General features: G+C 41.9%; 25 protein-coding genes. 8 read left to right on the top strand and 17 right to left on the bottom strand.

The features are described 5' to 3' along the window. Nucleotides 1-79: 79 nt before the first annotated feature. Nucleotides 80-700, bottom strand: coding sequence for a GDSL-type esterase/lipase family protein (locus BM398_RS06600; RefSeq protein WP_092336965.1), 621 nt, complete (start codon nt 698-700; stop codon nt 80-82). Between the two features lie 162 nt (nt 701-862). Here BM398_RS06600 and BM398_RS06595 point away from each other — a divergent pair, with 162 nt between their 5' ends. Next, entirely contained in the window at nt 863-2029 is a 1167-nt protein-coding gene (locus BM398_RS06595) for a serine hydrolase domain-containing protein (protein WP_207648069.1), read from the top strand. 330 nt (nt 2030-2359) lie between these two features. Here the strand turns inward: BM398_RS06595 and BM398_RS06590 are convergent, their stop codons facing one another. Then, a complete protein-coding gene (locus BM398_RS06590; RefSeq protein WP_092336964.1) occupies nt 2360-2896 on the bottom strand; it encodes a biotin transporter BioY in 537 nt (178 codons plus the stop codon). Between the two features lie 256 nt (nt 2897-3152). Here BM398_RS06590 and bioB point away from each other — a divergent pair, with 256 nt between their 5' ends. After that, entirely contained in the window at nt 3153-4112 is a 960-nt protein-coding gene (gene bioB, locus BM398_RS06585; RefSeq protein WP_092336963.1) for a biotin synthase BioB, read from the top strand. Between the two features lie 20 nt (nt 4113-4132). Here the strand turns inward: bioB and BM398_RS06580 are convergent, their stop codons facing one another. After that, nucleotides 4133-5011, bottom strand: coding sequence for a biotin--[acetyl-CoA-carboxylase] ligase (locus BM398_RS06580; protein WP_092336962.1), 879 nt, complete (start codon nt 5009-5011; stop codon nt 4133-4135). 127 nt (nt 5012-5138) lie between these two features. Here BM398_RS06580 and BM398_RS06575 point away from each other — a divergent pair, with 127 nt between their 5' ends. From BM398_RS06575 to nadE, 3 genes are read left to right on the top strand one after another with little or no spacing between them, the layout of a single operon-like run. Continuing rightward, nucleotides 5139-5657, top strand: coding sequence for an adenylyltransferase/cytidyltransferase family protein (locus tag BM398_RS06575; protein ID WP_092336961.1), 519 nt, complete (start codon nt 5139-5141; stop codon nt 5655-5657). A 29-nt stretch (nt 5658-5686) separates the two neighbouring features. Beyond that, nucleotides 5687-6892, top strand: coding sequence for a nicotinate phosphoribosyltransferase (gene pncB, locus BM398_RS06570; protein WP_092336960.1), 1206 nt, complete (start codon nt 5687-5689; stop codon nt 6890-6892). A 2-nt stretch (nt 6893-6894) separates the two neighbouring features. Continuing rightward, nucleotides 6895-7644: an NAD(+) synthase gene (gene nadE, locus BM398_RS06565; RefSeq protein ID WP_092336959.1), complete on the top strand. Its 750-nt coding sequence runs from the start codon at nt 6895-6897 to the stop codon at nt 7642-7644. 104 nt (nt 7645-7748) lie between these two features. Here the strand turns inward: nadE and BM398_RS06560 are convergent, their stop codons facing one another. After that, on the bottom strand, nt 7749-7955 hold the full coding sequence (locus tag BM398_RS06560; protein ID WP_092336958.1) for a hypothetical protein: 207 nt from the start codon (nt 7953-7955) through the stop codon (nt 7749-7751). 293 nt (nt 7956-8248) lie between these two features. Here BM398_RS06560 and BM398_RS06555 point away from each other — a divergent pair, with 293 nt between their 5' ends. Next, a complete protein-coding gene (locus BM398_RS06555) occupies nt 8249-9526 on the top strand; it encodes an O-acetylhomoserine aminocarboxypropyltransferase/cysteine synthase family protein (RefSeq protein WP_092336957.1) in 1278 nt (425 codons plus the stop codon). A gap of 98 nt (nt 9527-9624) precedes the next feature. On the opposite strand, the gene BM398_RS06550 is transcribed toward BM398_RS06555, so the two are convergent. From BM398_RS06550 to BM398_RS06510, 9 genes are all read right to left on the bottom strand, one after another. Continuing rightward, nucleotides 9625-10335 carry a tRNA threonylcarbamoyladenosine dehydratase gene (locus tag BM398_RS06550; RefSeq protein WP_092336956.1) on the bottom strand — a complete coding sequence of 237 codons (711 nt, stop codon included), beginning with the start codon at nt 10333-10335 and terminating at the stop codon, nt 9625-9627. Nucleotides 10336-10497: 162 nt separating this feature from the next. After that, nucleotides 10498-11205 (bottom strand): hypothetical protein, encoded by a 708-nt coding sequence (locus BM398_RS06545; protein WP_092336955.1) that lies wholly within the window; start codon nt 11203-11205, stop codon nt 10498-10500. A gap of 220 nt (nt 11206-11425) precedes the next feature. Continuing rightward, nucleotides 11426-12082: a beta-phosphoglucomutase gene (pgmB, locus tag BM398_RS06540; RefSeq protein ID WP_092336954.1), complete on the bottom strand. Its 657-nt coding sequence runs from the start codon at nt 12080-12082 to the stop codon at nt 11426-11428. After that, nucleotides 12079-14334: a glycoside hydrolase family 65 protein gene (locus BM398_RS06535; protein ID WP_092336953.1), complete on the bottom strand. Its 2256-nt coding sequence runs from the start codon at nt 14332-14334 to the stop codon at nt 12079-12081. Before BM398_RS06535 ends, pgmB begins: the two co-directional genes overlap by 4 nt. A gap of 17 nt (nt 14335-14351) precedes the next feature. Continuing rightward, nucleotides 14352-15194, bottom strand: coding sequence for a carbohydrate ABC transporter permease (locus BM398_RS06530; RefSeq protein WP_092336952.1), 843 nt, complete (start codon nt 15192-15194; stop codon nt 14352-14354). Continuing rightward, a complete protein-coding gene (locus tag BM398_RS06525; protein WP_092336951.1) occupies nt 15195-16040 on the bottom strand; it encodes a carbohydrate ABC transporter permease in 846 nt (281 codons plus the stop codon). A 66-nt stretch (nt 16041-16106) separates the two neighbouring features. After that, on the bottom strand, nt 16107-17372 hold the full coding sequence (locus BM398_RS06520; RefSeq protein WP_092336950.1) for an ABC transporter substrate-binding protein: 1266 nt from the start codon (nt 17370-17372) through the stop codon (nt 16107-16109). A 214-nt stretch (nt 17373-17586) separates the two neighbouring features. After that, nucleotides 17587-18558: a LacI family DNA-binding transcriptional regulator gene (locus BM398_RS06515; protein ID WP_026667146.1), complete on the bottom strand. Its 972-nt coding sequence runs from the start codon at nt 18556-18558 to the stop codon at nt 17587-17589. A gap of 36 nt (nt 18559-18594) precedes the next feature. Then, nucleotides 18595-19581 (bottom strand): diaminopimelate dehydrogenase, encoded by a 987-nt coding sequence (locus BM398_RS06510; protein WP_092337102.1) that lies wholly within the window; start codon nt 19579-19581, stop codon nt 18595-18597. A 179-nt stretch (nt 19582-19760) separates the two neighbouring features. Here BM398_RS06510 and BM398_RS06505 point away from each other — a divergent pair, with 179 nt between their 5' ends. Continuing rightward, entirely contained in the window at nt 19761-20405 is a 645-nt protein-coding gene (locus tag BM398_RS06505) for a hypothetical protein (protein WP_092336949.1), read from the top strand. Between the two features lie 80 nt (nt 20406-20485). Continuing rightward, a complete protein-coding gene (locus tag BM398_RS06500; protein WP_092336948.1) occupies nt 20486-20680 on the top strand; it encodes an SEL1-like repeat protein in 195 nt (64 codons plus the stop codon). A gap of 29 nt (nt 20681-20709) precedes the next feature. Here the strand turns inward: BM398_RS06500 and BM398_RS06495 are convergent, their stop codons facing one another. From BM398_RS06495 to metF, 4 genes are all read right to left on the bottom strand, one after another. Next, nucleotides 20710-21276 carry a hypothetical protein gene (locus BM398_RS06495; RefSeq protein WP_092336947.1) on the bottom strand — a complete coding sequence of 189 codons (567 nt, stop codon included), beginning with the start codon at nt 21274-21276 and terminating at the stop codon, nt 20710-20712. 73 nt (nt 21277-21349) lie between these two features. Next, entirely contained in the window at nt 21350-22018 is a 669-nt protein-coding gene (locus BM398_RS06490; protein ID WP_092336946.1) for an HAD family hydrolase, read from the bottom strand. A gap of 568 nt (nt 22019-22586) precedes the next feature. Continuing rightward, nucleotides 22587-23771, bottom strand: coding sequence for a cation:proton antiporter (locus BM398_RS06480; protein ID WP_092336944.1), 1185 nt, complete (start codon nt 23769-23771; stop codon nt 22587-22589). A 162-nt stretch (nt 23772-23933) separates the two neighbouring features. Beyond that, the gene (gene metF, locus BM398_RS06475) at nt 23934-24794 is read right to left on the bottom strand and encodes a methylenetetrahydrofolate reductase [NAD(P)H] (protein ID WP_092336943.1); all 861 of its coding nucleotides are present in this window, start codon (nt 24792-24794) and stop codon (nt 23934-23936) included.

Genomic DNA, 24794 nt, shown 5'->3' with positions numbered 1-24794 from the left:
ACATCATGTATGATAGGTAAATTATATATCAGTTATCTGAACTTGGCACCATTTTGCATTTATTTTATTCGGTATTTCCTTAGATCTGCATAGCTTCTATCTTTCTTGATATTGCGGTTGCCAGTGCTTCATGCCCCTTTTCATCAAGATGTTCGTCGTCGCGCTTGCTGGGTGAAGCATAGGAAGAAGCTGCAAGGAAAGTGTTTCCTCTTTTTTCCGCGATCTTCTTGTATGTGTTTGCAAGCTCTTTACTGCGGTTTACAGAATCCGTGTCAAACTCCGGATCCTTTGTGGGCTGCCACACATCGTCGCCAAGATGAATCGGAGATACGACCAGAACCTTCTCGGGCGATACATATTTTTCAATTTCCTCAATGCAACGCTCAAGGCCCTTTCCTATCACATGCGGATTGGCATGATAGTAGGTTTTGCAGTCATTGGTTCCGAGCATGATTATTACTCCGTCTAAAGGAGAAGCACTCTCAAGAATAAGGGGAAGTGTATCGACACCTTTTCTGAAAGGTCTTATCTCATCTTCAAATACGGTTGTTCTTCCGCAAAGCCCCTCTTCTATTATTTTTGTGTCATTAAGTTTGTTCTGAACAAGGCCCGTCCATCTGATCTCATCGGGATATCTTTCCTTTGTTCCGGGGATAAGTCCCCATGTATTTGAATCACCAAACGCAAGTATGTTTTTCATAGTTTTGTACTCCTTTGATAATTCCATTATGCTATTCAAACTTTATTTTGTATAATATTGACATCTTATAGGCAGATATAAGCATTTCATATTACAATATAAAAAATATTTATATCATACAGATATCAGAAGTCAGAATTTACTTATGAAAGGGAAGATGTTATGAGAGATAAGCTAAAACTCATTCAGGAATGCATGGACAGAGCCGTTGAGAACGGGGAAGTTGCAGGCGTTATCGCACTTGAGATAAGAGAAGGAAAAGAAATCTTTTTTGCCAAAAGCGGCTATGCCGATATAAAAAACAATATTCCAATCGGTCGCGACAATATCTTCAGACTATATTCACAGTCAAAACCGATAACAGCAACTGCCGCCATGATGCTCATAGAAGACGGAATCCTTGACCTTGGCGAGCCCGTCGGCAACTATATCGAAAGCTACAACAAGCAGACTTATCTTTCCAAAGACAAGGTTCATAAAGTACCGGAAGAAAATAAAATGAGAATACGCGAACTCCTTAACATGACTTCAGGACTCGTTTATCCCGGACTCAATACCGCTTCCGAAGTTGAAGTCGGCCGTCTCATGAACAAGATGGAGAAAAAACTCGGATCGGATAAGATGATGACTACAATGGAATTTGCGGACGAACTTGGAAAGATCCCTCTTAATTTCATACCCGGAAGTCATTTCCAATATGGCACAAGTGCGGACGTTCTCGGTGCCGTTATAGAAAAAGCTTCGGGAATGAAATTTGGAGACTTCGTAAGATCAAGAATCCTTGAACCTCTTGATATGAAAGACACTGATTTCTATGTTCCCGAAAGCAAGAAAGACCGTCTTGTAAAAGCATACAGATTCACAAAAGGAAAGCTTTGCAAGTACTCCGGTGACCATCTTGCCATTAGAAACAACGGCGATCCCAATCCGTTTGAATCAGGCGGAGCAGGTCTTTTCTCAACAATAGATGATTACGCACATTTCGGGCAGATGCTCCTAAACGGCGGTACATATGAAGGCAAGCAGCTCCTTACTCCTAACAGTGTAAAATATCTGACTTCAGGAAAACTAAACGTAACTCAGCAACTCGACCTTCAGAAGTGGCAGGGACTTGAAGGCTATACCTACGGAAACCTCATGCGCGTTTTGGATGATCCGAGACAGGCTTCTCTCATTGCCAACAAAGGTGAATACGGCTGGGACGGATGGCTCGGTGCACACTTCTCAAACGATCCAGAGACCAACACGACATTCATCATGATGGTCCAGCGCTACGACTACGGTACAGGACCGCTCACAAGAAAAATCAAGAATATCATCTTTTCATAAGTGTATTTACGGACGTCCGGCCGCAAAGGTATATTCGGAAATTCGCTGTGTACGGCTGCGCGGTGATTTTTTAAGACTCAAAAAAGAAGAGAGCTCTCCTCTCAGCGTTGTTCGAAGCAGTCGAGCTCTCTTCTTTTTTTAGTCTTAAAAATCATCCTGCTCGTCCGAAGACAGCGAATTTCCGAATATATACCTTTGTGGCCGGGCTGTCTGTGAAAATGCTTTTATTTGATAAGATTTTCTTACATTAGATATAAGCATCTTGGTCTTTTGAAATCAGTACATTTCCAAAACAGTTAACTTGGCGGGCGAGATGTATGTATTATTTAGTTACTTAAGAACCTTCTTAAATGCAGGGATTATCTGGGCTGCAACGACTGCTTTGATAAGATCGAGTACAATAAAAGGGAAGAATCCCATTGTGAAGCCTGTAATTAAGTTATAGTGTGACATTGCCATAAGATAAAGCATTCCTATAATATCTATTACCACAACTCCGATGACGGCGCTGATGGTATATCTGATTCGATTGTAGGACTTTCCGCGGATAAGGGGAATAAGTACCGCCACAACAATAAACGCCCACGTATAAGCTCCCCATGGCTGAATAAGATAGCCTATACCTCCCTTTCCTCCAATGAATACAGGAATGCCTACAATTCCCAAAAGCATCCATACCGCTACGATGAGAAATGATTCTCCGACGTTGAATAACAACGCGATAAGTAACAGCACGAAGTTTATCATTGTTATATGCGGTGCTCCGGGAATCGGAAGCGGAACGCTGATATATGCTCCTATACATAATAGTGCTGCAAAAAGTGCACTGATCACAAGTCTTTTGGTCTTATTGCTCTGCTCAGTCATGGTTTGTCCTTCTTTCAGTCTGTCTGATATTGAATCTTTCTATGTTTTCTCACGTAAAATCTGAAAACAATAAATTTATTTGCATGTACCTTAGGAAGTATATATTCTATCGTTTGCATTGTCAACCTTGTTTACTAAACAGGTTGACAATATTATTTTATTGCTTATACTAAAATGCAATCGGCAAACATAACTGCAACGACATACGATTTTCATGCCGTTTGACATTAATCGCAACATTAACAGGAGACAAAACATGACTGTAAATGAATTGAAAGAGAAAGTATTAAACGATGCAACAATTTCCAAAGAAGAAGCTCTTTTTCTGGTAGACGCAGACCTCGAGGAAGTCGCTTCTGCCGCAGATGAGATAAGAAAAAAGAATAACGGAAACAATTTTGATATGTGCGCCATCATGAGTGTAAAAGGCGGACGTTGCTCAGAGAACTGCAAATTCTGCGCTCAGTCGAGCTGTTCAAATGCAGATATCCCCGAATATAAAGTCAGGGATACAGATTACGTTGTCGCTGACGCAAAAAAGCGTAACAAAACCGGAATAACCCACTACTGCCAGGTTTCATCGGGAAGAAAAGTTAATTCCAAAGAGCTTTCACAAATATGTGAAAACGTAAGAGGAATCGTATCGGAAACAAACCTTATCCCATGCGTATCTCTGGGACTTTTATCAAAAGAAGACTTAGAAGAATTAAAGAAAGCCGGAGTTAAGCGCGTGCACAACAATATCGAAACAAGCCCGAAGTACTTTGGAAAGTTATGTACAACGCACACTACCGATGAAAAAATAAAAGTAATGAAACTTGTCCATGAAGCAGGACTTGAACTTTGCAGCGGAGGAATCTTCGGCGTCGGAGAAAGCTGGGAAGACAGGATTGATATGGCACTTGCTTTAAGAGAAGTAAATCCCGAATCCGTTCCTATCAACATGTTAAAGCCCATCAAAGGAACTCCGCTGGAATCCTATCCCTACCTGTCAGAAGATGAACTAAGAAGAATCATAGCCATTTTCAAATTCATCCTTCCACACTCCGAGATCCGCTTTGCGGCAGGAAGAGATATCATCGAGGATGCGGGGATATCATTTTTCAGATCCGGCTCAAATGCCACAATCTCAGGCGACATGCTGACCGTAAAGGGTGTCTCTTTGGAAAAAGACCTTGAGAACATCCGCGCGCTCGGATATGAAATCGCAGAATAATTGATTTATCTTAAAGCAGATCACTTAATAACTCTGTCATTATATGCTTTCAAAACTCCCTTTGTACTCTCTGTGCTCAGCCTCGAAAGATTGCATATAATGGCAGCAATAAGTCTGTTCTTTGTCACCGTAGATTTCCCCGGCTCAAATAGCGCTCCCGCTATGCTTTGCAAGTCTTTTGGAAATAGACTCATATCGGAATCAAAATTTATACCGATCCCGATAACGATCCACTGCACCGTTCCCGTATCGAACTCTGTTCCCGACTCTGTGAGGATTCCGCAGATTTTTTTACCGTCGACGAATAGATCGTTCACAGGCTTTATCTTCGGTTCTATCCCGCATAAATCCTGCACCGCTTCGCAAACTGAAACACCCGCAAGCGCTGTAATAACGTCGGGTTCAAGACTTGGAAGCATTTCGGGAGTCAGAATTATACTCATATAAATTCCGCCCTCGGGAGAAAAGAATTCGTGCTCTCTCCTTCCTTTTCCCAAGGTCTGACTCTTGGCAATGACCACCGTTCCGCCGGACGCTCCCGCTATCGCCAGCTCCTTCGCGGTTCTGTTGGTCGAATCAAGCGTTTCATGTATATGTATCATGCCGTGAGATGAAACGATCGCGCTATAAATCTTTTCTTTTTTTCCAGATGACACATTGGCTGAATATGTTGAAAGCTCCGCAAGTATACCAGACTCCGAGATTATATCGTTCGATGTTCCCAGAATATATCCTTTTTTGCTGGACGCTTCTATTACATATCCCTGATTTCTAAGCTCCTTTATCGCCTTCCACACAGCGGTTCTGGACAGTCCGAGACTCTCCGCCATGAATTCTCCCGAGATAAAATCCTCTTTATTTTTTTCCAAAAAATCCAGCACTCTGTCTTTTGAACTCATGCATAATCTCCTTCTGCCAGTCTAAATCAAATAAACTATGTACATATTAACATACTTTTTACCTTTCTTTTGAATCCTGACAAAAAAGTGATATAATACCCAAAACGAAATACCAAGAGGAAATGAAATGATAAATATTGGAATTGTGTTCGGATGTTTCATACCGATGCACAAAGGGCACGAGTCCCTGATAAAAAGAGCTCTTGATGAAAACGACAAAATCATTCTCGCCGTCTGCGGTTATCAAACTGACAGAGGCCGCGACTTCATCGACTTCGAAACAAGAATACGACTTGTTGAAAAGATGTACAAAAACGAGAAAGACCGCGTCATTGTAATTAAGATTGATGACAAAAAACTCGGTCTCGACGGAACTTTTACCCATGAAAACTGGGTTCTCTGGGGCGACGAACTTTTTGCCAATGCAGGCATAAGTCCTGACAGCGCACACTTTACCTGGTATACGGGCGAGCCTTCATACGTCGACAAGTTGGGAGAAATTTATCCCCATCACACTTTTACTCTTGTTGACAGGCAAGTGATAAAGACCTCCGGAACAGAGATAAGAAACAATCCGGACGTACATGAAAGCGAAATAAACAGCGTTTTTCTCGAATACTTAAGATCAGCGGGAAAACTCAAATAATGTAATAGAATACAAAAAAGGAGCCAATTATGGAAAATATTATTCAAAGCCTTCTGGAAACAGACCTTTACAAGTTTTCAATGGGCCAGGCAATTTATCACAACTTCCCTGACTACACTACAACATGGACATTCAAGTGTAGGAATAAGGACGTGAAATTCACCAAGGAGATGGTTGAAGAGATCAAGAATCAGATTCTTGCTTACTGCAATCTCACATTCAAGGAAGACGAACTCACTTACCTTTCCAAAGTCACATGGATAAAAAAATCTTACGTAGACTTCCTTCGTCTCTGGCACCCCAGATATGAAGACTTCACAATAGGCACCGATGCAGAATGCGGACTTACCATCGAGACAAACGGCACATGGCTTAACACATCTATGTACGAGATTCCCACTCTCGCCATCGTAAACGAAGTTTATTTCAGAATGGCTTACGATTACAAGGAGCTCATGGCTTCTTTCGAAGAGAAACTTGATGAAAAGATTAAGCTTCTTTCAGATAACACATACAATATCGGCGCTTTCAGTGAATTCGGATTAAGAAGAAGGCTTTCAGCCGAAGCACAGGAGCTTGCTGTTAAAAAGCTCAAAGAATCCAAACTCGGCAATTCAATATTTGTTGGATCTTCAAATGTCTTTTTAGCAAAAAAACTCGGCGTAAATCCCGTCGGAACAATGGCCCACGAGTGGATCATGTGCGTAGGTCAGGGCAATCACAAGCACAATCCCGCATACTCAAACTGGTATGCTCTTGACTACTGGGTAAAAGAATACGGAATCCTAAACGGAACAGCTCTTACCGATGCGATTACAACAGACTGCTTCCTTCGCGACTTCCAGCTCACTTATTCAACTCTTTTCTCAGGTGTTCGTCACGACAGCGGAGACCCGATCGAATGGGGTGAAAAGATGATTAACCACTACAAGAGCCTTGGAATCGATCCTACAACAAAGACTCTCCTGTTCAGTGACAGCCTTGATTTCAAGCGTGCAAACGACATCAACGCTCACTTCAAAGGAAAAGCAAAAGTTGCTTTCGGTATCGGAACATACATCGCAAACGACACAAAGGTTCCCGCACTCAATATCGTTATGAAGACAACCGCATGTAACGGACAGGACGTTGCAAAGATTTCTGACGTAGAAGGTAAAGGAATGTGCAAGAACCCCGATTACGTTGATTATCTTCAGAGATGTATCGACTGGAGAATGACTCACGAGAAGGTATGATTATGGAAAATTTGATTAAGATAGATCCTAACGAGCAGATTGAAAAAATCACAAAATGGATACGCGACTGGTTTGACGAAAACGGAAAGACCGCAAGCGCAGTTATCGGTCTTTCAGGCGGTAAGGACTCTACAATCGTTGCCGCACTCCTTGTTAAAGCACTTGGAAAAGATAGAGTCGTAGGCGTTATGATGCCAAACGGTGAACAGAAAGATATTGCTGATTCACAGAAAATCGCAGAACTGCTCGATATCAAGACATACACAGTAAATATTGCTCCCGCTGTCGACGGAGAAAAAAAAGCTCTCGAAGAAGCCGGAGTAACCATGTCAAATGATGCAAACATCAACACACCTCCGAGAATCCGTATGACAACACTGTATGCTATCGCACAGTCACTTCCAAACGGTGGCCGCGTTGCAAATACATGCAACAAGTCTGAGGACTACGTCGGATATTCAACAAAATACGGTGATGCTGCAGGCGACTTCAGCCCCTGCTCAGATTTTCTTGTATCAGAAATGCGCATGATCGGAGATGCATTGGGACTTCCAAAGGAACTCATTCACAAGACTCCTTCGGACGGATTATGCGGACTCTCCGATGAAGACAAGCTTGGATTTACCTATGATACTCTTGATAAATATATAATTACGGGAGTTTGCGAAGACGACGCTGTCAGAGAAAAGATTGACCGTCTCCACAACATAAACCTTCACAAACTTAAGACTATTCCTATGTACAAAAAATAATTTATTTAGCGGAAAATAATAAGGACATTTCATTCTTCTCTAATTGTCTGTACAGACTTTGAAAAAAGAATAAAATGTCCTTATTTCATTTCAGAAAATCCTTATTATTCTTCGGAATCGTCAGTATCGTCGTACTCGGCAATGATTGTTGACTCTGCCTCGGAAGCATTTGAATTGTCACGCTCTTTTACCAAAACAATAAGTCTTTTCGGCTTTTCAGGTGCTTTTCTTTCTGAAACAAGACTGATCCTGCCACAACCGGTCAGGCATAATGAAAGTACTATTACTAATGGTAAAATTCTTTTTTTCATATTCGTATCCCTGTCAAATCTGAAATCGTCAATTTGTCCCCTTGTGTGCTGTCTTGTTGACTTTTAATGATAAATCAATAAAAATTCTAAATCCCAACAAGACAGCACACTTAAAAAACCGCATGTACACTGGCTTCGTACAATAATATGGTACCATAATCGCATGGTTGCTTCAATTTTAAAGATATTTTCACATAATTTACAAACAGGTTTCATGAGTTCAAATCGCAAACAACACTTTAATGTGGTAATATATATGATGATTTTATTTTGAACATTTTCAGGAGGATATTATGGACCAGCAAAAGATCGGAACCAGATGCGTACAGGCAGGCTATACCCCGGGCAACGGAGAACCCCGTCAGATACCTATTATTCAGTCTACAACCTTTAAATATGATACAAGTGAGGACATGGGTAAGCTCTTTGACCTCGAAGCTTCAGGATACTTCTATACAAGACTCCAGAACCCCACAAATGACCATGTTGCGGCAAAAATCGCAGCTCTCGAAGGCGGATGTGCGGCAATGCTCACATCATCAGGCCAGGCCGCTAACTTCTTTGCGTTATTTAATATATGTGAATATGGAAGTCACATTGTTGCCTCATCTTCCATCTACGGTGGAACATTTAATCTCATTGCTGTGACTATGGCAAAGATGGGAATCGAAGTTACTTTTGTTTCTCCCGATGCAAGTGATGAAGAACTTGATGCAGCATTTAAGGACAACACAAGAGCCGTATTTGGCGAAACAATCGCTAACCCTGCTCTTACCGTTCTTGATATAGAAAAGTTTGCAAACGCAGCACACAGACACGGTGTTCCTCTTGTTGTCGACAATACATTCCCTACTCCTGTTAATTGCAGACCTATTGAGTGGGGTGCAGATATCGTAACTCATTCAACAACAAAATATATGGATGGACACGGAGCAGCCGTTGGCGGCGCTATCGTTGATTCCGGTAAGTTCGACTGGATGGCTCATGCCGACAAATTCCCCGGACTTACACAGCCCGACGATTCATATCACGGAATCGTATACGCTGAGAAATTCGGACAGGAAGGTGCTTTCATAACAAAGTGTACAGCACAGCTTATGCGTGACTTTGGTTGCATCCAGTCACCTCAGAATGCATTCCTTTTAAACCTCGGACTTGAATCACTTCATGTTCGTATGCCTAAGCACGTAGAGAACGGACTTGCAGTCGCTAAGTTCCTTCAGGAGCAGCCTCAGGTAGAAAAAGTAAGCTATCCCGGACTTGAATCCGACAAGTATTATGAACTTGCAAAAAAATATCTTCCAAACGGCGGATGCGGTGTCGTATCCTTTGAGCTTAAAGGCGGAAGAGCCGCTGCCGAGAGTTTCATGAAGAAGCTTAAACTTGCTGCTATCGAGACTCACGTTGCCGATGCACGCACATGTTGCCTTAATCCTGCAACATCAACACACAGACAGCTCACAGACGAGCAGCTTGAAGCAGCCGGAATTCCTGCAGGTCTTGTACGTATGTCTTGCGGTCTTGAGGATAAGGAAGATCTTATCGCAGATATCAAGAATGCACTTTCATAAGTAAAACTAAACACGCCCGGTGGTGCGCATAATAAGGAAAAAAGAGCCATGAAAAAGAATAATTTCTTCTCATGGCTCTTATATATTCATTCAATGATTTAATTATTTATCAAGTCTTTTACAACCTCTGAAGCAATCACAAGTCCCGCTACAGATGGCACAAAAGCAATGCTTCCGGGCGTACTTCTGCGCGATGCTTCATTCTCTACTTCAAACGCAGGCTTCATTGGTTCTTCCTCTGAATAAACCACCTTAAGCTTGTCGATCCCACGCTTTTTAAGTTCACGTCTCATAACGCGTGCAAGAGGATCAATCTTGGTCTTAGAAATATCTGCAACCTTAAATCCACACGGTGAAATCTTATTCCCCGCTCCCATGGAACTTATAACGGGAACGCCCTTCTCTTTTGCCCGCATTATTATCTCAATCTTCGCAGTTACGGTATCTACCGCATCCACCACATAATCATATTCTTCAAAAGGAAATGAATCCGCATTCTCCGGAAGAAAGAAACACTCATGGACATTAACGATAACGTCTGGATTGATATCCTTCATTCTCTCCTTCATCACTTCGACCTTGGGCATTCCTACAGTCTTGGTTGTGGCAATGATCTGCCTGTTTATATTAGACACTGAAACAGTATCCTTATCGCATATATCAAACGTGCCGATACCACTCCTTACAAGGGCTTCACACACGTATCCGCCTACGCCTCCGACGCCGAAAATCGCAACTCTTTTTTGAGACAATCTTTCAACCGCCTCACTTCCCAGTAATAATTCAGTTCTGGAAAATCGCTCGCTCATACCAAGTCTCCTACTACCTATATTTGTGCCGATACATATACACCGATTTCATTTTATACCACCCCTGCACAATGTCTCAACATGATTCAGAACAATCGAAAAACCCTGCCCGAAAATCGGACAGGGTTCATTAAATATTAAAATGCTAAAAAATACTTTGTATTACTTTGATGTAGATACGTTTGGTTTATATGCACCTTTTACATTAGGCTTATATGCACCCTTCACATTAGGCTTTGAAGCGCCCTTAACCTCGGGTGTGTCATTGACAGGCTGAGGCTGTGGTGTTACAACCGGTGCGGGTGTAGGCTCCGGTGTAGAATCTGAATCATTATCATGATTATCATTGTCTTCATGATGTTCAGGTTCAGGTGTTGGCTCCGGTGTAGGCGCAGGTGTAGGTTCACAAACCGGCGCAGGAGCTGGTGTAGGTGCAGGTGTAGGCTCGCATACCGGTGCGGGTGTAGGCTCCGGTGTAGGTGTGGGCGTACAAACTGGTGTGGGTGTGCACTCAGGCTTTGGTGTACACTCCGGCTTAGGTGTGCACTCAGGCTTCGGTGTACATTCCGGCTTAGGTGTGCACTCAGGCTTTGGTGTGCATTCCGGCTTAGGTGTGCACTCAGGCTTTGGTGTGCATTCCGGTTTAGGTGTACATTCCGGCTTTACCGGTGTCTGGAAATTCCACCAATCAAATCCTCCACAATATGATGACTCCATTTTAACAGAATCCGAATACTCTGATACCAATTCAAGGTCATCAGCATTTGTATCAGTCTTACCTGCGAAATAAGAACCGAAACAATAAACTAACGGAACTGTCACTAAAGCAGTGATGGCCATCGCACCTGTAGATAATAATCTTTTTCTCATTTTTTTATACCCCCGTGAGCAGTATGATAATGCATTTTTAATATTTTTGTCGCATTAATTACTTTATCATTAACCTTTGGGGTATTCAATACATACACAAAATATATCGCATCTAATGCAACACATACAAAAAGATTCAGCAACCGGCTGAATCTTCTCGATATTAATCACTATAAAAAACATTACAATTTTTCTACATTAGATTAATCCATATTTTACTTCAACCCGATAAACAGGCCGTATCACACAGCACTACATCAGGAAGTTCGGTCATATCCTTAATCGGATAAGTCACCTGTGGATGAGTTGATGCCTCACCTATTCCGATACATTTAAAACCTCCCGCAAGTGCCGCATCTATGCCCGAAAGAGCGTCTTCCACGACTATCGCATCCGAAGGTTCTACACCGAGCATCTCTGCTGCCTTTAAAAAGACCTCCGGATCGGGCTTTGATTTTGTTATATTTGTTCCGTCGGAAACAGCATCAAAATAGTCTTTAAGCCCAAGCTTTTCAAGTATCTTCTTGGTATTCTTACTGCTTGAGCCTATTGCAAGAAGTGTTCCTCTCGACCTTAATGTATCAAGTGCATTCTTGACCGAGTCATCAAGATCTTTTTCACTCATGGTATCAAGAAGTGACACATAGATATTGTTCTTCTCTTCTGCTATTTTTTCTTTCTCAATAGCGGAATACGTTCTGCCTGCCTTCTCCAAGATAATATCAAGCGAATCCATTCTGCTGACTCCGCGTAATCTGTCATTTATCTTCTCATCAAAATATATCCCCTGCTCATCGGCAACGGTTTTCCACGCCTTGTAGTGGAGCTTATCGGTAAAACAGATCACTCCGTCAAGGTCAAAGATTACTGCTTTCATTTTTCATACCTCATTTCTTTTACGCCTTTTACCTCGATCTTTTCTCCCCTTAATACTTCGCAGACTGCTCCACTCTTGGTGACGGTAAATTTCAAAAGGCTCTTTCTGTACTTAATCTTAAAGCTGTACTTCTTCCAGCCCGTCGGCAGGAACGGATTGACCGAAATTCCTTCCGCGTTTATCCGTAGCCCCGCAAAACCGTTTACTATCGCCATGTAGCTTCCGCCCATATTTGCCGTATGAACGCCGTCTCCGGAGTTGTTGTGCGCATTCAATAGATCGAGTTTTATCGAGTCTCCGAAATAATCCACAGCTTTTTTGTGCATGCCAAGTCTTGATGCAACAATACTGAACACACACGTTGAAAGAGATGAATCATGAGTCGTGATCTTCTCATAATATTCAAAGCTCTTTTTCATAACTTCCTTAGGCTGCCTGTCCTCAAACAGGAAGTAAGAAAGCACCGTGTCAGCCTGCTTGCAGACCTGATATCTGTACAAGTGAAGCGGATGATAGTGAAGAAGCAGCGGAAACTCCTCTTTAGGTGTGTTCTTAAGATCCCACACAGGCTTTTGCAAAAATGAATCATCCTGCGGATTGATGCCAAGTTCCTCATCATAAGGAAAATACATTTTTTCCGCTGCTGCCTTTATCTCCTTTAGTTCCTTGGTTGTCACACCGAGCTTATCAAGAAGCTCCTTTAGCCTCTTGCTTGACGCGTGCTTCTCGGCAAAAGAAACCGCCATACTCATGTTGTAGGCCGCGCAGCAATTGGTGTAATAATTGTTGTCGGTCATACACGTATATTCATCGGGACCCGTCACCTCATTGATCACAAAGCGCCCCTGTCTGTCATAATTTCCGGCATCAAACCAGAGCCTTGCCGTCTCAAGAAGCATCTCTTCGCCCTGATCAAGCATGAAATCAAGGTCTCCCGTCGTGAGATAATACTGCACGATCGTATAAGCTATCGCACCGTTAATGTGATACGCAGCTGTTCCTGACGGAAAATATCCGGAGCACTCTTCGCCCGTGATCGTTCTCCAGGGATAAAGAGCTCCCTTCTTATGTCCCAAAAGAGCTGCATTTTCCCTTGCTTTATCAAGAATTCCGTACCTATACTGCAAAATATTTTTTGCAAGTTCAGGATTGGTCAGTATGAAAAAAGGTGCCACATACATCTCTGTGTCCCAGAAATAATGACCTTCGTAACCTTCACCCGAAAGCCCCTTCGCCGCTATACTGCAATGTTTGTCACGCGTCGCCGACTGAAAAAGTTCATACATGTTGAAATTTACAGCCTGCCCAAGTTCTTCGTCTCCGTCAATTTCCATTTCAGAATTGTCAAAGAACTCTGTGACATACTCTTTTTGCTTCTCATAAATATCCGCAAGATTTCCTCTCATCGCTTCTTTAAGAGTTTCCCTTGCAAACTCCTCGGGATCGTCCTCGCGGACAGAATCAGAAAACGTCGAATACTTTATAAGAGAAAGTTCCTCTCCCTGCTTAACTTCAGCCTTTACATGATAGAGAGTCCTTCCCTCTTCTTTGCCGTAACTAATTTCCGCTTTGCCGGGAAGCCTTAACCTGTGCGAAACTGCTGACGCCACAGTTATTCCGCTGACATCTGTCGCGCTTACCGCAACGCTCATATCCTCTCGCCACTTCACAACCTCAACATTAAGAAGTGCTCCGCTGTCATCGGCAAGCCTCGGATCGTCAGGGTTTGAGTAGTTCCTTACATCCGCAATATGATATGACTCTATCTCTATCTCACCGTCAAAATTTAGTGCCTTAACGTTGTACTCAATTGTGAAAAGAGAAGGAATCAGAAATGATGTCATCCTTGTAACCGACAGCTCTATTTCTTTTCCGTCAGGGGAAGCCCAGATTACATGGCGCCTCGTGACGCCCTGCTCCATATCAAGGATTCTCTCGTTCGTACGCACTTTTCCTGTAGTTAAATCGAACCTGTCACCGTCCGCTATAAGGCATATTGTCTGAGTGTCTGCGACATTGAGCATCGTCTGTTTCTTCTCTATAAGGTTGCACAGACTCTCTGCCTGTTTCATCGGGATAATCTCGTACACACCGTTTATGTACGTTCCGCGCATGGTATTCCAGCCACAAGGAACACCTTCTTCGACATTACCCCTCACGCCTATATATCCGTTTGCATTGGAAAAAAGAGCCTCATGAAGATTGACTTCTTTTTCCTCAAATTTTTCCTGTCTTGTAATGATACGCTTCATATCCTTTTCCCTGCTTTTTATCCCTTTACAGCTCCTGCTGCCACGCCTTTTACAATGTATTTCTGTGCCGCAAGATAGAAAATCGCAACAGGAATAATTGTTATAACAAGCGCCGCCATAGCTTCATTCCAGCTGATCGTATATTGCCCGAAAAACTTGGCTGTCGAGATCGGTATTGTTCTGTTTGCCGTAGACTTAAGAGTAAGCGAAGGCAAAAGATAATCATTCCAGATCCAGATAACATCAAGGATTATAAGTGTCATCGTAGTAGGTTTGAGAATTGGGAAAACAATCCTCCAGAACAACGTCCAAACGCTGCATCCGTCAATGATTGCCGCCTCTTCCAACGATACGGGAATCGACGATATAAAACCGTGATAAAGGAATACGCCCATTCCTGCGCCAAAGCCAATATACATAAATATCAGTCCACCGACGGAGTCTGTCATTTGAAGGCCTGTAACCTTGCCGATCTTGTTCATCTCCTGCATAAGAGGCATCATGATAGTCTGGAAAGGAATCAGCATAGTTGCCACAAGAATTGAAAAAAGCGCTATACTCAGCTTGTTTGCACTTCTTACAAACATCCATGCTGTCATCGCAGACAAAACAACGATGATAGTTATCGAAACAATCGTAATGACGATCGAGTTAAACAAAGATATTGTGAAATTCATCTTTCCTATTGCGGAAGTATAGTACTTAAATGAGAACTTCCCCGGAAGCGCCACCATGTTTTTGTACATCTCGGCTCTGCTCTTAAATGAATTCGTAAGTATCAGATAAATCGGGAACAGGTACAGTAAACACATAAGTGCAACAAGTACGTTCGGAATAATCTTTTTTACACTTTTAGCCATTTACATTGCCACCTCCCTTTTCTTTGTTATCGATACCTGAACAAAGGTAACTATCGCAATGATCAGGAAAAAGATAATTGCCTTAGCCTGACCGTATCCGAAATTACTGAGACTGAAAATCTCGTTGTAGATATTAAGTGAGAACATCTCAGACTGGAAATTTGCTCCTTCGCCCGTAAGAGATACGTTGACATCGTAAATCTTGAAACAGTTTGAAAGAGCAAGGAACAGGCATATCGTAAACGACGGCATAAGGAGCGGGAACTTGATTGAGAACAGAGTCTGAAAATAGTTCGCTCCGTCAATTGCCGCAGCCTCCATAACATCATCCGGAATAGCCATGATTCCCGTTATGTACACGATCATCACGTAACCTGCAAGCTGCCATGTTGTTACAACGATCATCGCGATTATTGATTTTGTTGAATCCGTAAGCCAGTTACCAAGACCCACGCTCAGGAAGAACTCACTGAACACGCTCTTCCAGATATATCCCAAGATAAGTCCACCGATAAGATATGGTAAAAAAAGCATGGTTCTGGCAAAGTTCTTTACCTTGAGCCCCGTAGTTACAAGAAGGGCAAAAAACAATCCCAGGACATTTACGGTTATTACACTTATGACTGTAAAAATCGTTGTCCTTGCTGCTGCGTTTATAAACTGTCTGTCTCCGAATACCGCTTTATAGTTACTCATCCCTACAAAGTTTGCGGCGTGTTTGGCAAATCCGTCCCATTCCACAAATGAATATCCTATTCCTATAAAGAACGGAATGATCACAACCACAAAGAATGTGAACATAAGCGGCGCCGTAAACAATGCGTACCATCTTTTTCTAATCTTCATACCTTTATCTCCATAATAGGTGCTGCAACATATGCTGTTACAGCACCCTCATACCGTTAAAAAACCTTATTTTGCATTTACAAATGCTTCGTTAAGCTTGTCGATAAGTTCCTCACCCGTCATTGAAGGATTTGTAAAGAATTCCTGTGTGATAGGTGAAAGACTTGTTGTAATGATTCCTGCAGGCCAGTTGCTCATTACCCACGGAATGCTGTCCTTTGATGCCTCTGAGATTGACTTTGAAAGAGGATCGAGTTTGTCTGAAGTCATTCCGTCTACAACAGGAACGAATCCAAACTGATTCATAAGATAATCTGTTCCTTTATCACTTGTGTAAAGCCACTCAAGGAAATCTTTTGCCATAGTCTTCTCTTCATCCGAAGCATCAACATTGATGTACCACGCTGCGGGAACAGAAACTGCTACTTTCTTATTGCCCTTGATCGGCACGGGAGCGATACCCATGTCAAAATCCACATCGTAATCTTTGAACATTCCGTATGCCCAGTTACCCTGGTGGATCATTGCTGCCTTACCTGTTGCGAAATCACCGCAGTTGTTGTCGTATGTTACATCTACAGGGTTCGTGCAATTCTCACGGATTGCTTCCATAAGTTTTGCAAACTCCTTAAATGCATCGTTGTCTTTCATTTTTACTTCGCCGTTTAATACCTGCTGAAGGTATGCATCAGGATCGTCCTGAACCGCAAACGGTGTATTCAATATATGTGCGATAAGGAAATAATCTTCCTGTGAAAGTCCAAGTCCGTTTATTCCCTTGCCCTTTGCTTCTTTAAGAAAATCAATAAGTGCGTCGGTTGAACCTATCTTTGATGTATCTACAAGATTGCCGTCATATACAAGTCCAAATCCCTCGATCGTATAAGGAACCCCCACAACTTTTCCGTCTACAGAATCTTTGAGATTATCACTTATCTTGCTCATAAAAGAGAGGTCGCTTACATCTTCGAGATAATCTTTCATCTCAACAGACTCAGATCCGGGTGCAAGTGAAAACAGTACAGGGCCTGACTCTGTAGAAATACCCGTTTTAAGATCCTTATAGTAGTTGTCACCACTTGTCTCCCATACTTCGATTTCAACACCGGTCTCATCCTTGTAATCTTTGGCAAGCTGATTAAGCTGATCCATGATCTCAGTCTTTGACTGGAAAATTGTAAATTTACCCCCTGCGCCGGCACTTTTTGATCCTGCGCCGCCGGCAGAATCTCCACCTGCTGCCTGTGAAGACGATGCTCCACAACCGGTAAGTACGGAACCTGCAAGCATAGCCGTTGCCAAAAGTGCTGCAAACAATCTGTTATTCCTCATAGTTAATTACTACTCCTTTCCCATAACTCCCCTTAAATAAGGTAAAAAGGTTATCTTCTTAACTACATAATCCTATTTTTTACTAAAAAAAGACAATACCCCATCTGTTTTTTAGAGGCATTGTCAGTTTGAACCTTGTTTTATTATGTAAAATTAATATAAAAAGAGGCGATTTTAGTAAAAACCACCTCTTTTTTAGTAAAATATTATCGATTTAACTTGTTTTAACTAAAGCGGAATTCCTCCACTTTATCCTCGCACCGATCTTGAGAGATTCGTAGCTTCCCGTCCCTTCAATAAGCTCAACCAGAGACTGGGCTGCAAGGAATCCTCTCTCGTAATTCGGAACCTCTACGGTAGTAAGTCCCATGTACTTGGAAACAAAAGCATCGTCGAAACCGCAGACCGCAATGTCTTCGGGAACGCGCAGTCCCGCTTCCTTAAACTTTCTCATAGCGCCAATAGCCATCATATCGTTTGCACACACAAGAACCTGTGGCATGTGCTCCGAAAGCATCAACAATCTTGCCGCCTGCGTTCCGCTCTTTTCCCTCCAGTTTCCCTCGTAATAATCTCTTCTGTGAAAAGTTATCCCGTGGGCCGAAAGAGCATCGCGAAATGCACGGTATCTCTCCTTGTTATCATCCGTATCCATACCGGATAAATAAGCAAAGCGCTCATATCCCGACTTGATAAGTGTCTCAACCATCTCTTTCTCTGCATCATAGTTATTTACTATAACGCTCTTTATTCCCGAATGATTTATCTCCCTATCAAGAACTATTATCGGATAGTTGTTCTCCGCTGCCTTTATCAGCATGGAATCTTCACATCTGTAATCGATGTTGATGCATCCCGCGGAGTACGCATCAGACATATATTTTTCGGCATTTCTGCTTGTGCACACCATAATGTCATAATCCTTGGAATATGCATAATCGCTTATACCATGGAGTATGTTCAGATAAAAATTGGTATCGAAGTCACTGAAATTAACTACTATAGTTTTGTTTTCGCTACTTTTTTCCTTTATTCGGATTTTTGGCAGTTCGTAGCCCAGTTCCTTGGCAATCGCAAGAATCTTCTCTCTTGTCTTATCACTCATGTTCCGCTTACCATGCAGAACATTTGAGACAGTTGCTATGGATACGCCGGCCTCTCTAGCTATGTCCTTAATTCCTACCATACCTTATGTCTTTCTGTGCAAAGTAAACAATCTGTCTTACAGTAAGTGCGCTCTAAGCTCCTCACAGCTCTTATCTGATAAATAAGAAGGAGCAATATCAAGCATAGTCTTGCATCCCTTCTGTCCTTCATTGTACATACGGAAAGCAGCACGTGCAACCGCCGTAAGAACGCTGGTTGTAAATTCAGGGTTTGAATCAAGCTTTAAGCTGTACTCAATAACATGGTTGTGCTCTTTGTCCGCACCTGTCTTACCGCTTCTGAATACAAATCCGCCGTGAGCCATTCCGCTGTGATTCTTCAAAAGTTCCTCTTCGCTGATGAAGTGAACTGTTGTGTCATAATCAGCAAAGTAGTTGGGCATTTCCTTGATCTCTTTTTCTACAGCTGCTGCATCAGCACCCTCTTCAAGAACAACAAAACATTCTCTTGTATGCTTCTGACGTGTTGTAAGCTTAGGATTCTGACCGCTTCTTACTGCCTCGAGTGCGCTCTCAACAGGGATTGTATACTGCTTTGCATTCTTAACGCCTTTTACGCGACGGATAGCATCCGAATGTCCCTGAGAAACACCCTTGCCCCAGAATGTGTAATCATTTCCTTCAGGAAGGATTGCATTTGAATAAACTCTTGCAAGAGAGAACATTCCGGGATCCCATCCGCATGAAATAACGGCAACTTTTCCTGACTCTTTTGCAGCCGCATCAACGTTTGCAAAATGCTCGGGAATTCTTGCGTGTGTATCGAAACTGTCAACAACGTTGAACATCTTTGCATACTGAGGAGTCTGCACGGGAAGATCTGTTGCACTTCCTCCGCAAAGGATCATAACGTCAACTTTATCTTTCCAGCTCTCTATATCATTTGTAGAAACAACAGGAACGCCCTGTGTTTTAATCTGAAGTGTCTTTGGATCTCTTCTTGTGAACACTGCCACAAGCTCCATATCGGGAGCTGCCTTAACTGCAAGTTCAACTCCTTTTCCGAGATTTCCATATCCTAAAATTCCTATTCTTATGCTCATAAATAATGCCTCCTTTACTCTCGTAAAGTATATCATATAAACGATAACTTTTAGCATTTTTCTTTCCTCCTAGGACTTTTTTAACTTTTCTGTAACATTCTATTGACCCAGCCCCCTCCTAGTAGTATAAGTGTATTAGAACCAATAATACACTCGATGCTTATTTTAGGAGACACGATATGAATAGAAAAAGTATCGCCGCTATTACATCTGTGCTGATACTCTTACTTATAGGATGCAGCGGAAAAAATTCCGAAACCGCTGACTCATCAAGCAACGAGGTTTCAAAAACAAATGTTAACATAGATAGCTCAGATGCAAAGGCAGACGAAGATGATGCAAAAACAGACAATGTAATACAGATTTCAGCCGGAAAAAATTCTTCATCAAAGAATCCCGATTCTTTGGTTAAATACAACGGAAAAGACTTATCAGTTTTAAGTGATGCAGAGACAGTTCTTTCAGAACTAGGTGATTACGACCCAAAACTTTCTTGTATAGATGATGAATATAAAAATTACGTCTTTTCTACCGCAAAAATACAGTTCGATACAGCAATTATCGACGGAAAGGAGGCTTCAGTACTTCTCTACATCTACAACCCCGATATAAAGACATCCAAAAATGTCGGTCTTGGAAATTCAGAGCAAGACGTGCTTGATGCATACGGATTTCCGGACGCCACGGACTCAAACGACCCTTCCTATTCTTTTGAATATCATTTTCCTTCATTCGATCTGATATTTGATTTTGAGACCGAAAGCCAGACTGTAGAGATGATACGCTACAAAAATACCAATAACCACTCAAAGGCCGCACCATGAAAAAATCTGAAGCACTTGCTTACCGATATGGAAGTTGCTAATATATAACGCATCAATGCTAATGAAAGGACAATTTTTATATGGATAAAAAACAGAAACTTTTGGATCTTATAGATAAAGCCGGCCGCGGAAGTATAGAAGCAGCAGAAGCAATTGCAGAGGGTTACTTTAAAGGAGATTTCGGAGAACCAAATCCGGAAAAAGCAAAAAAATGGGCATCCTACGCCGCAAAGCACGGCAGCGAAAATGCCCAAAAGATATTAAATCAATTATGAAAAAACCTATTTTGAAAAAATCTATCTAATTAAGTGTTTATGAAATCCTCCACGTTTTTCATTATACATGCCAAATTGCCAAGGTCAGTCTGCACTGAATCAGTTTCAAGTGAATGATTGGCGTTGGCAATTTTTATGCACTCAATGCCAAGTTCCCCGCACTTCTCATCCGCAAACGGCGTATCGCACCACGGATCACTCGTTCCGTGTATTACAATCCCGCATTCTTTTCTAAGATATTTAAAGGTCTGTGCCACCGGAGTAAAGACAATATGCTCGGCATTTACATTCTCCTGCCTGTCATACTCGGCCGCTATCGCTGTTCCAATACTCTTTCCCGCAAAAATAATTCTGTCATATGCAGCATAATCAATATCCTTAAGCTGCTCTTTTGCCTGGGAAAGAGCGATATTAAACGCCTCAAGCATCTTTTCCGGATTCCCCTTTACAGCAGATGCTTTCTCGGGAAGTTCAAAACTTACTTCGCGTATCTCATAACCGTACTTCTGCGCCAGTTTCCTCGTATAGTAGAGAATGGGTCTTGATGAGTTGTAACCCATTCCGGGGAATATTACCATTAAATCCTTTTTACTCATTACAACAAACTCTTTTCTTAATATTTATTTTGCCAAATCAGGTTGTCGCGTTCTGCACCAACATAAACTCTGATTATTTTATCTTTTCAAAATACTGAACAACCGCGCTCAGATCATCACAGATCACTTCCGACAGTTCACGCATCTCATCATCGGGACCTATGATATCGGGGACCATAATAGGTCGCATCCCTGCTGCCTTCGCAGCTCTTATGCCGTTATAGGAATCTTCTATCGCAAAGGTCTCACTTGGATCTACGCCAAGTTCCCTGCATGCGATCGTATATATCTCAGGATTGGGCTTACTTATCTTAACGGCATCGCCACCTACAACCATATCGAAATAGTCTATGAATCCTGCATCTGTAAGCTCGCTTATGACAAGCGCTTTCCTTGTGGATGAAGCGACACCCACTTTTACGCCTTTATCTTTAAGATATTCAAGTATCTCTTTTACACCACTCTTAATGGGAAGTCTTCCGCCGTCGAACTTCTCGTGAAACAGTTTTGAACTCTCCGCAAGCAGCTTATCCGCTATGCCCGCTCCTAACTTGTCCGCATATGCATTCTCAACAATGTCGTGTGTCTGAGCGTTATTCGTACCTATACATCTCTTAAATACAGGCTCCACATCTCCGAGCCCGAATCTTTCCCCAAGCTCATACCAGCATGAAAGGCAGGCTCTCTCGGAATCAAAAATAACTCCGTCCATATCAAATATTACGCTGTAAGAACATGCCATTTATCTTTCCTCCGAACTAATAATATAGGCGAAAGTATATCATAATAGTAATGACAAAAAAACACCCCGGTCTTTACCAGGGTGCATACCTTACTGTATCAAGTCTCTCCGGATTATTAAGATATTCGCAATCCGGTGGCGAATTTACAAGTGAATTGTTTCGTACTTTGCATGAAACGTTCCTACATTCTTTGCATCTGAAACTGATATGGTTGTTATAAAGCCTCCTACAACCTACGGAGCAAAATGCCCAATTACCGTTACGCGCTACGAAAGTCCTACCGCAATGCAAGCATATTCTCTTTACATTATGTGACATATCCCCTACACTTCCTAAGAAAAAAAAACTAAAAAAACTATTACTACTTTTTTGTAAAAATAAATTTGCTATAAAGTTATTATAAACTAAAGTGCACGTCCGTAAAAGAGGGACGTGCACAAGTTCAAACATTGTTCACAGTAAGTTCAATCTTTCTGAATTCGCTATACTGTTTATTCAATTTCACATATTATTTAATTCAATCATCAGCGATATATTATATATATCAAAAAATATCTGAAATCTTTTTTACGCTGCTGCCTTCTTGTCATCATGAGCATAGATTGCTTTCAAAATAACAGGCGTCAATATAGAACTGATAACGATAAGCAGGATTACCGCAGTAAAATACCTGCTGTCGATGATCTCCGCCTTAAGTCCTCTTTGTGCAACGATAAGTGCAACCTCTCCTCTTGTCATCATTCCGACACCAATCTTAAGACTGTCGGAACCGTTATATCCAAGAAACTTGGCAACAAGTCCGCATCCCACTATCTTACCGAGAAGACCGACTATAACAAATGCAAGAGAGAATACAATAACCGTTGTATCGACAGATCTTAAATTAGTCTGAAGTCCTACACTTGCAAAGAAAACAGGTCCGAATATCATATATGAGTTTATATCCATTTTTCTGTCGATATACTCGGAATCATCAAGCGAGCTTAAGATAATTCCCGCAACAAACGCACCTGTGATGTCCGCAACTCCAAAATACTTATCCGCAATATAGGAAAATACAAGAGCGAGCGCAAGTCCCATAATGGGAATACGTCTTGTATGACGCCACTTTGTATCAAGCTTCTGCATTATCTTAAAGATAATAAATCCCACAACCAAAGAGAACGCAAAGAAAAGAACAGTCTTAACGCACACCATTCCGATATTTGCACTTGGATCTTTCATACCGATAACGGCTGTAAGCACAACGATACCGATAACGTCATCTATTATCGCAGCACTCATTATTGTAGTTCCTACCTCAGTTGAGATCTTTCCAAGCTCTCTGAGTGCCTGAACGGTTATACTTACAGAAGTTGCCGTAAGAATTGTTCCGATGAAAAGAGCTCTCATAAACTCGACACTTCCCGGAGCCGCAAATCCGTAGAAGCACATATAAAGAACAGTTCCGAAAGCAAGCGGAATTCCAACTCCCGCGCATGCAAGTATTGTAGCTTTTATACCTGACTTTTTAAGATTATCGATATTAGTCTCAAGTCCGGCACTGAACATAAGAAGAATAACGCCGATTTCCGCCATCTGTGAAAAGAAATCACTCTCAGATACGATATTAAGTATTGTAGGTCCTATGATAAGGCCCGCAATAATCTCTCCCGCCACCTGAGGCGCCTTGAGTTTCCTTGCTCCAAGTCCGCAAAACTTAGCCGCAATAACTATGATCGCAAGATTACGCAAAATTTCTAAACTGTCCACTTTTCATCCCTCGATTCTATTATTCAAATAAAAAAGATTGCATCGGCCAAGTTTTAACCGAATGCAATCCTATTATAATACAACTTAGATTTTTCGCAATCGAATTAAATGCACCGTATAAGAAAAAACGGATAGCAGATATGTATTTGCTATCCGAATTTTTTATATGATATTCTTTATCCCTTCGCAGATTCTTCGTGCCACTACGGGATTGTTCATTGTGTACAGATGTATTCCGTCGATGTCGCTTACAAGAAGATCTATTACCTGACTGAGCGCATACGACATTCCCGCATCAAAAAGAGCTTCCTTGTTATTCTCGTACTTATCCGTAATTTTCTTAAATCTCTCAGGGAAAGTAGCGTTGCACATCGTAAGCATTCTCTTTATCTGCGCTGCATTTATAACAGGCATAACTCCCGGGATCATCGGAACTTCTATGCCCTTAGCCTTACTCTTTTCCCTGAAGTTCATGAACTTGTCATTGTCGAAAAAGAGCTGTGAAAGAAGCACCTCTGCTCCGCTGTCCACCTTGGTCTTGAGATTATTAAGCTCGTCTTCTTCAGTGGCTGTTTCGGGATGCATTTCAGGATAGCATGCGCCGAGTACACAAAAATCATACTTATCCTTCATATACGAAATCACATCCGAAGCATAATGAAAATCATCTTTCTCAGGAATATTCGCATTTCTGTCGCCTCTAAGTGCAAGGATGTTTTCAATCCCTTCATTCTTAAGAGCTGCCGCAAACTCATCAATCTCATTCTTGTCATAGTGAAGGCTCGTTAAATGAACCACAGGTTCAACGCTGCATTTATGCTTTATCTTCTTTGCAATCTCAATCGTATTATTTGAACCTACGCTTCCGCCCGCTCCGAAAGTCACGCTTATAAAATCCGGCTTTAGCTCGCAGAGAACATCAAGTGTCTCATCTATAGCCTCAAGCGCCTTATCTTTTTTCGGAGGAAAAATCTCAAATGAAAGAGTTTTTCTGCCTTCTTTATATAAATCCGATACTTTCAA

The organism is Butyrivibrio sp. M55 (assembly GCF_900116865.1).
Classification (GTDB): Bacteria; Bacillota; Clostridia; order Lachnospirales; family Lachnospiraceae; genus Butyrivibrio.
This window is presented reverse-complemented; position numbering and strand designations above follow the sequence as displayed.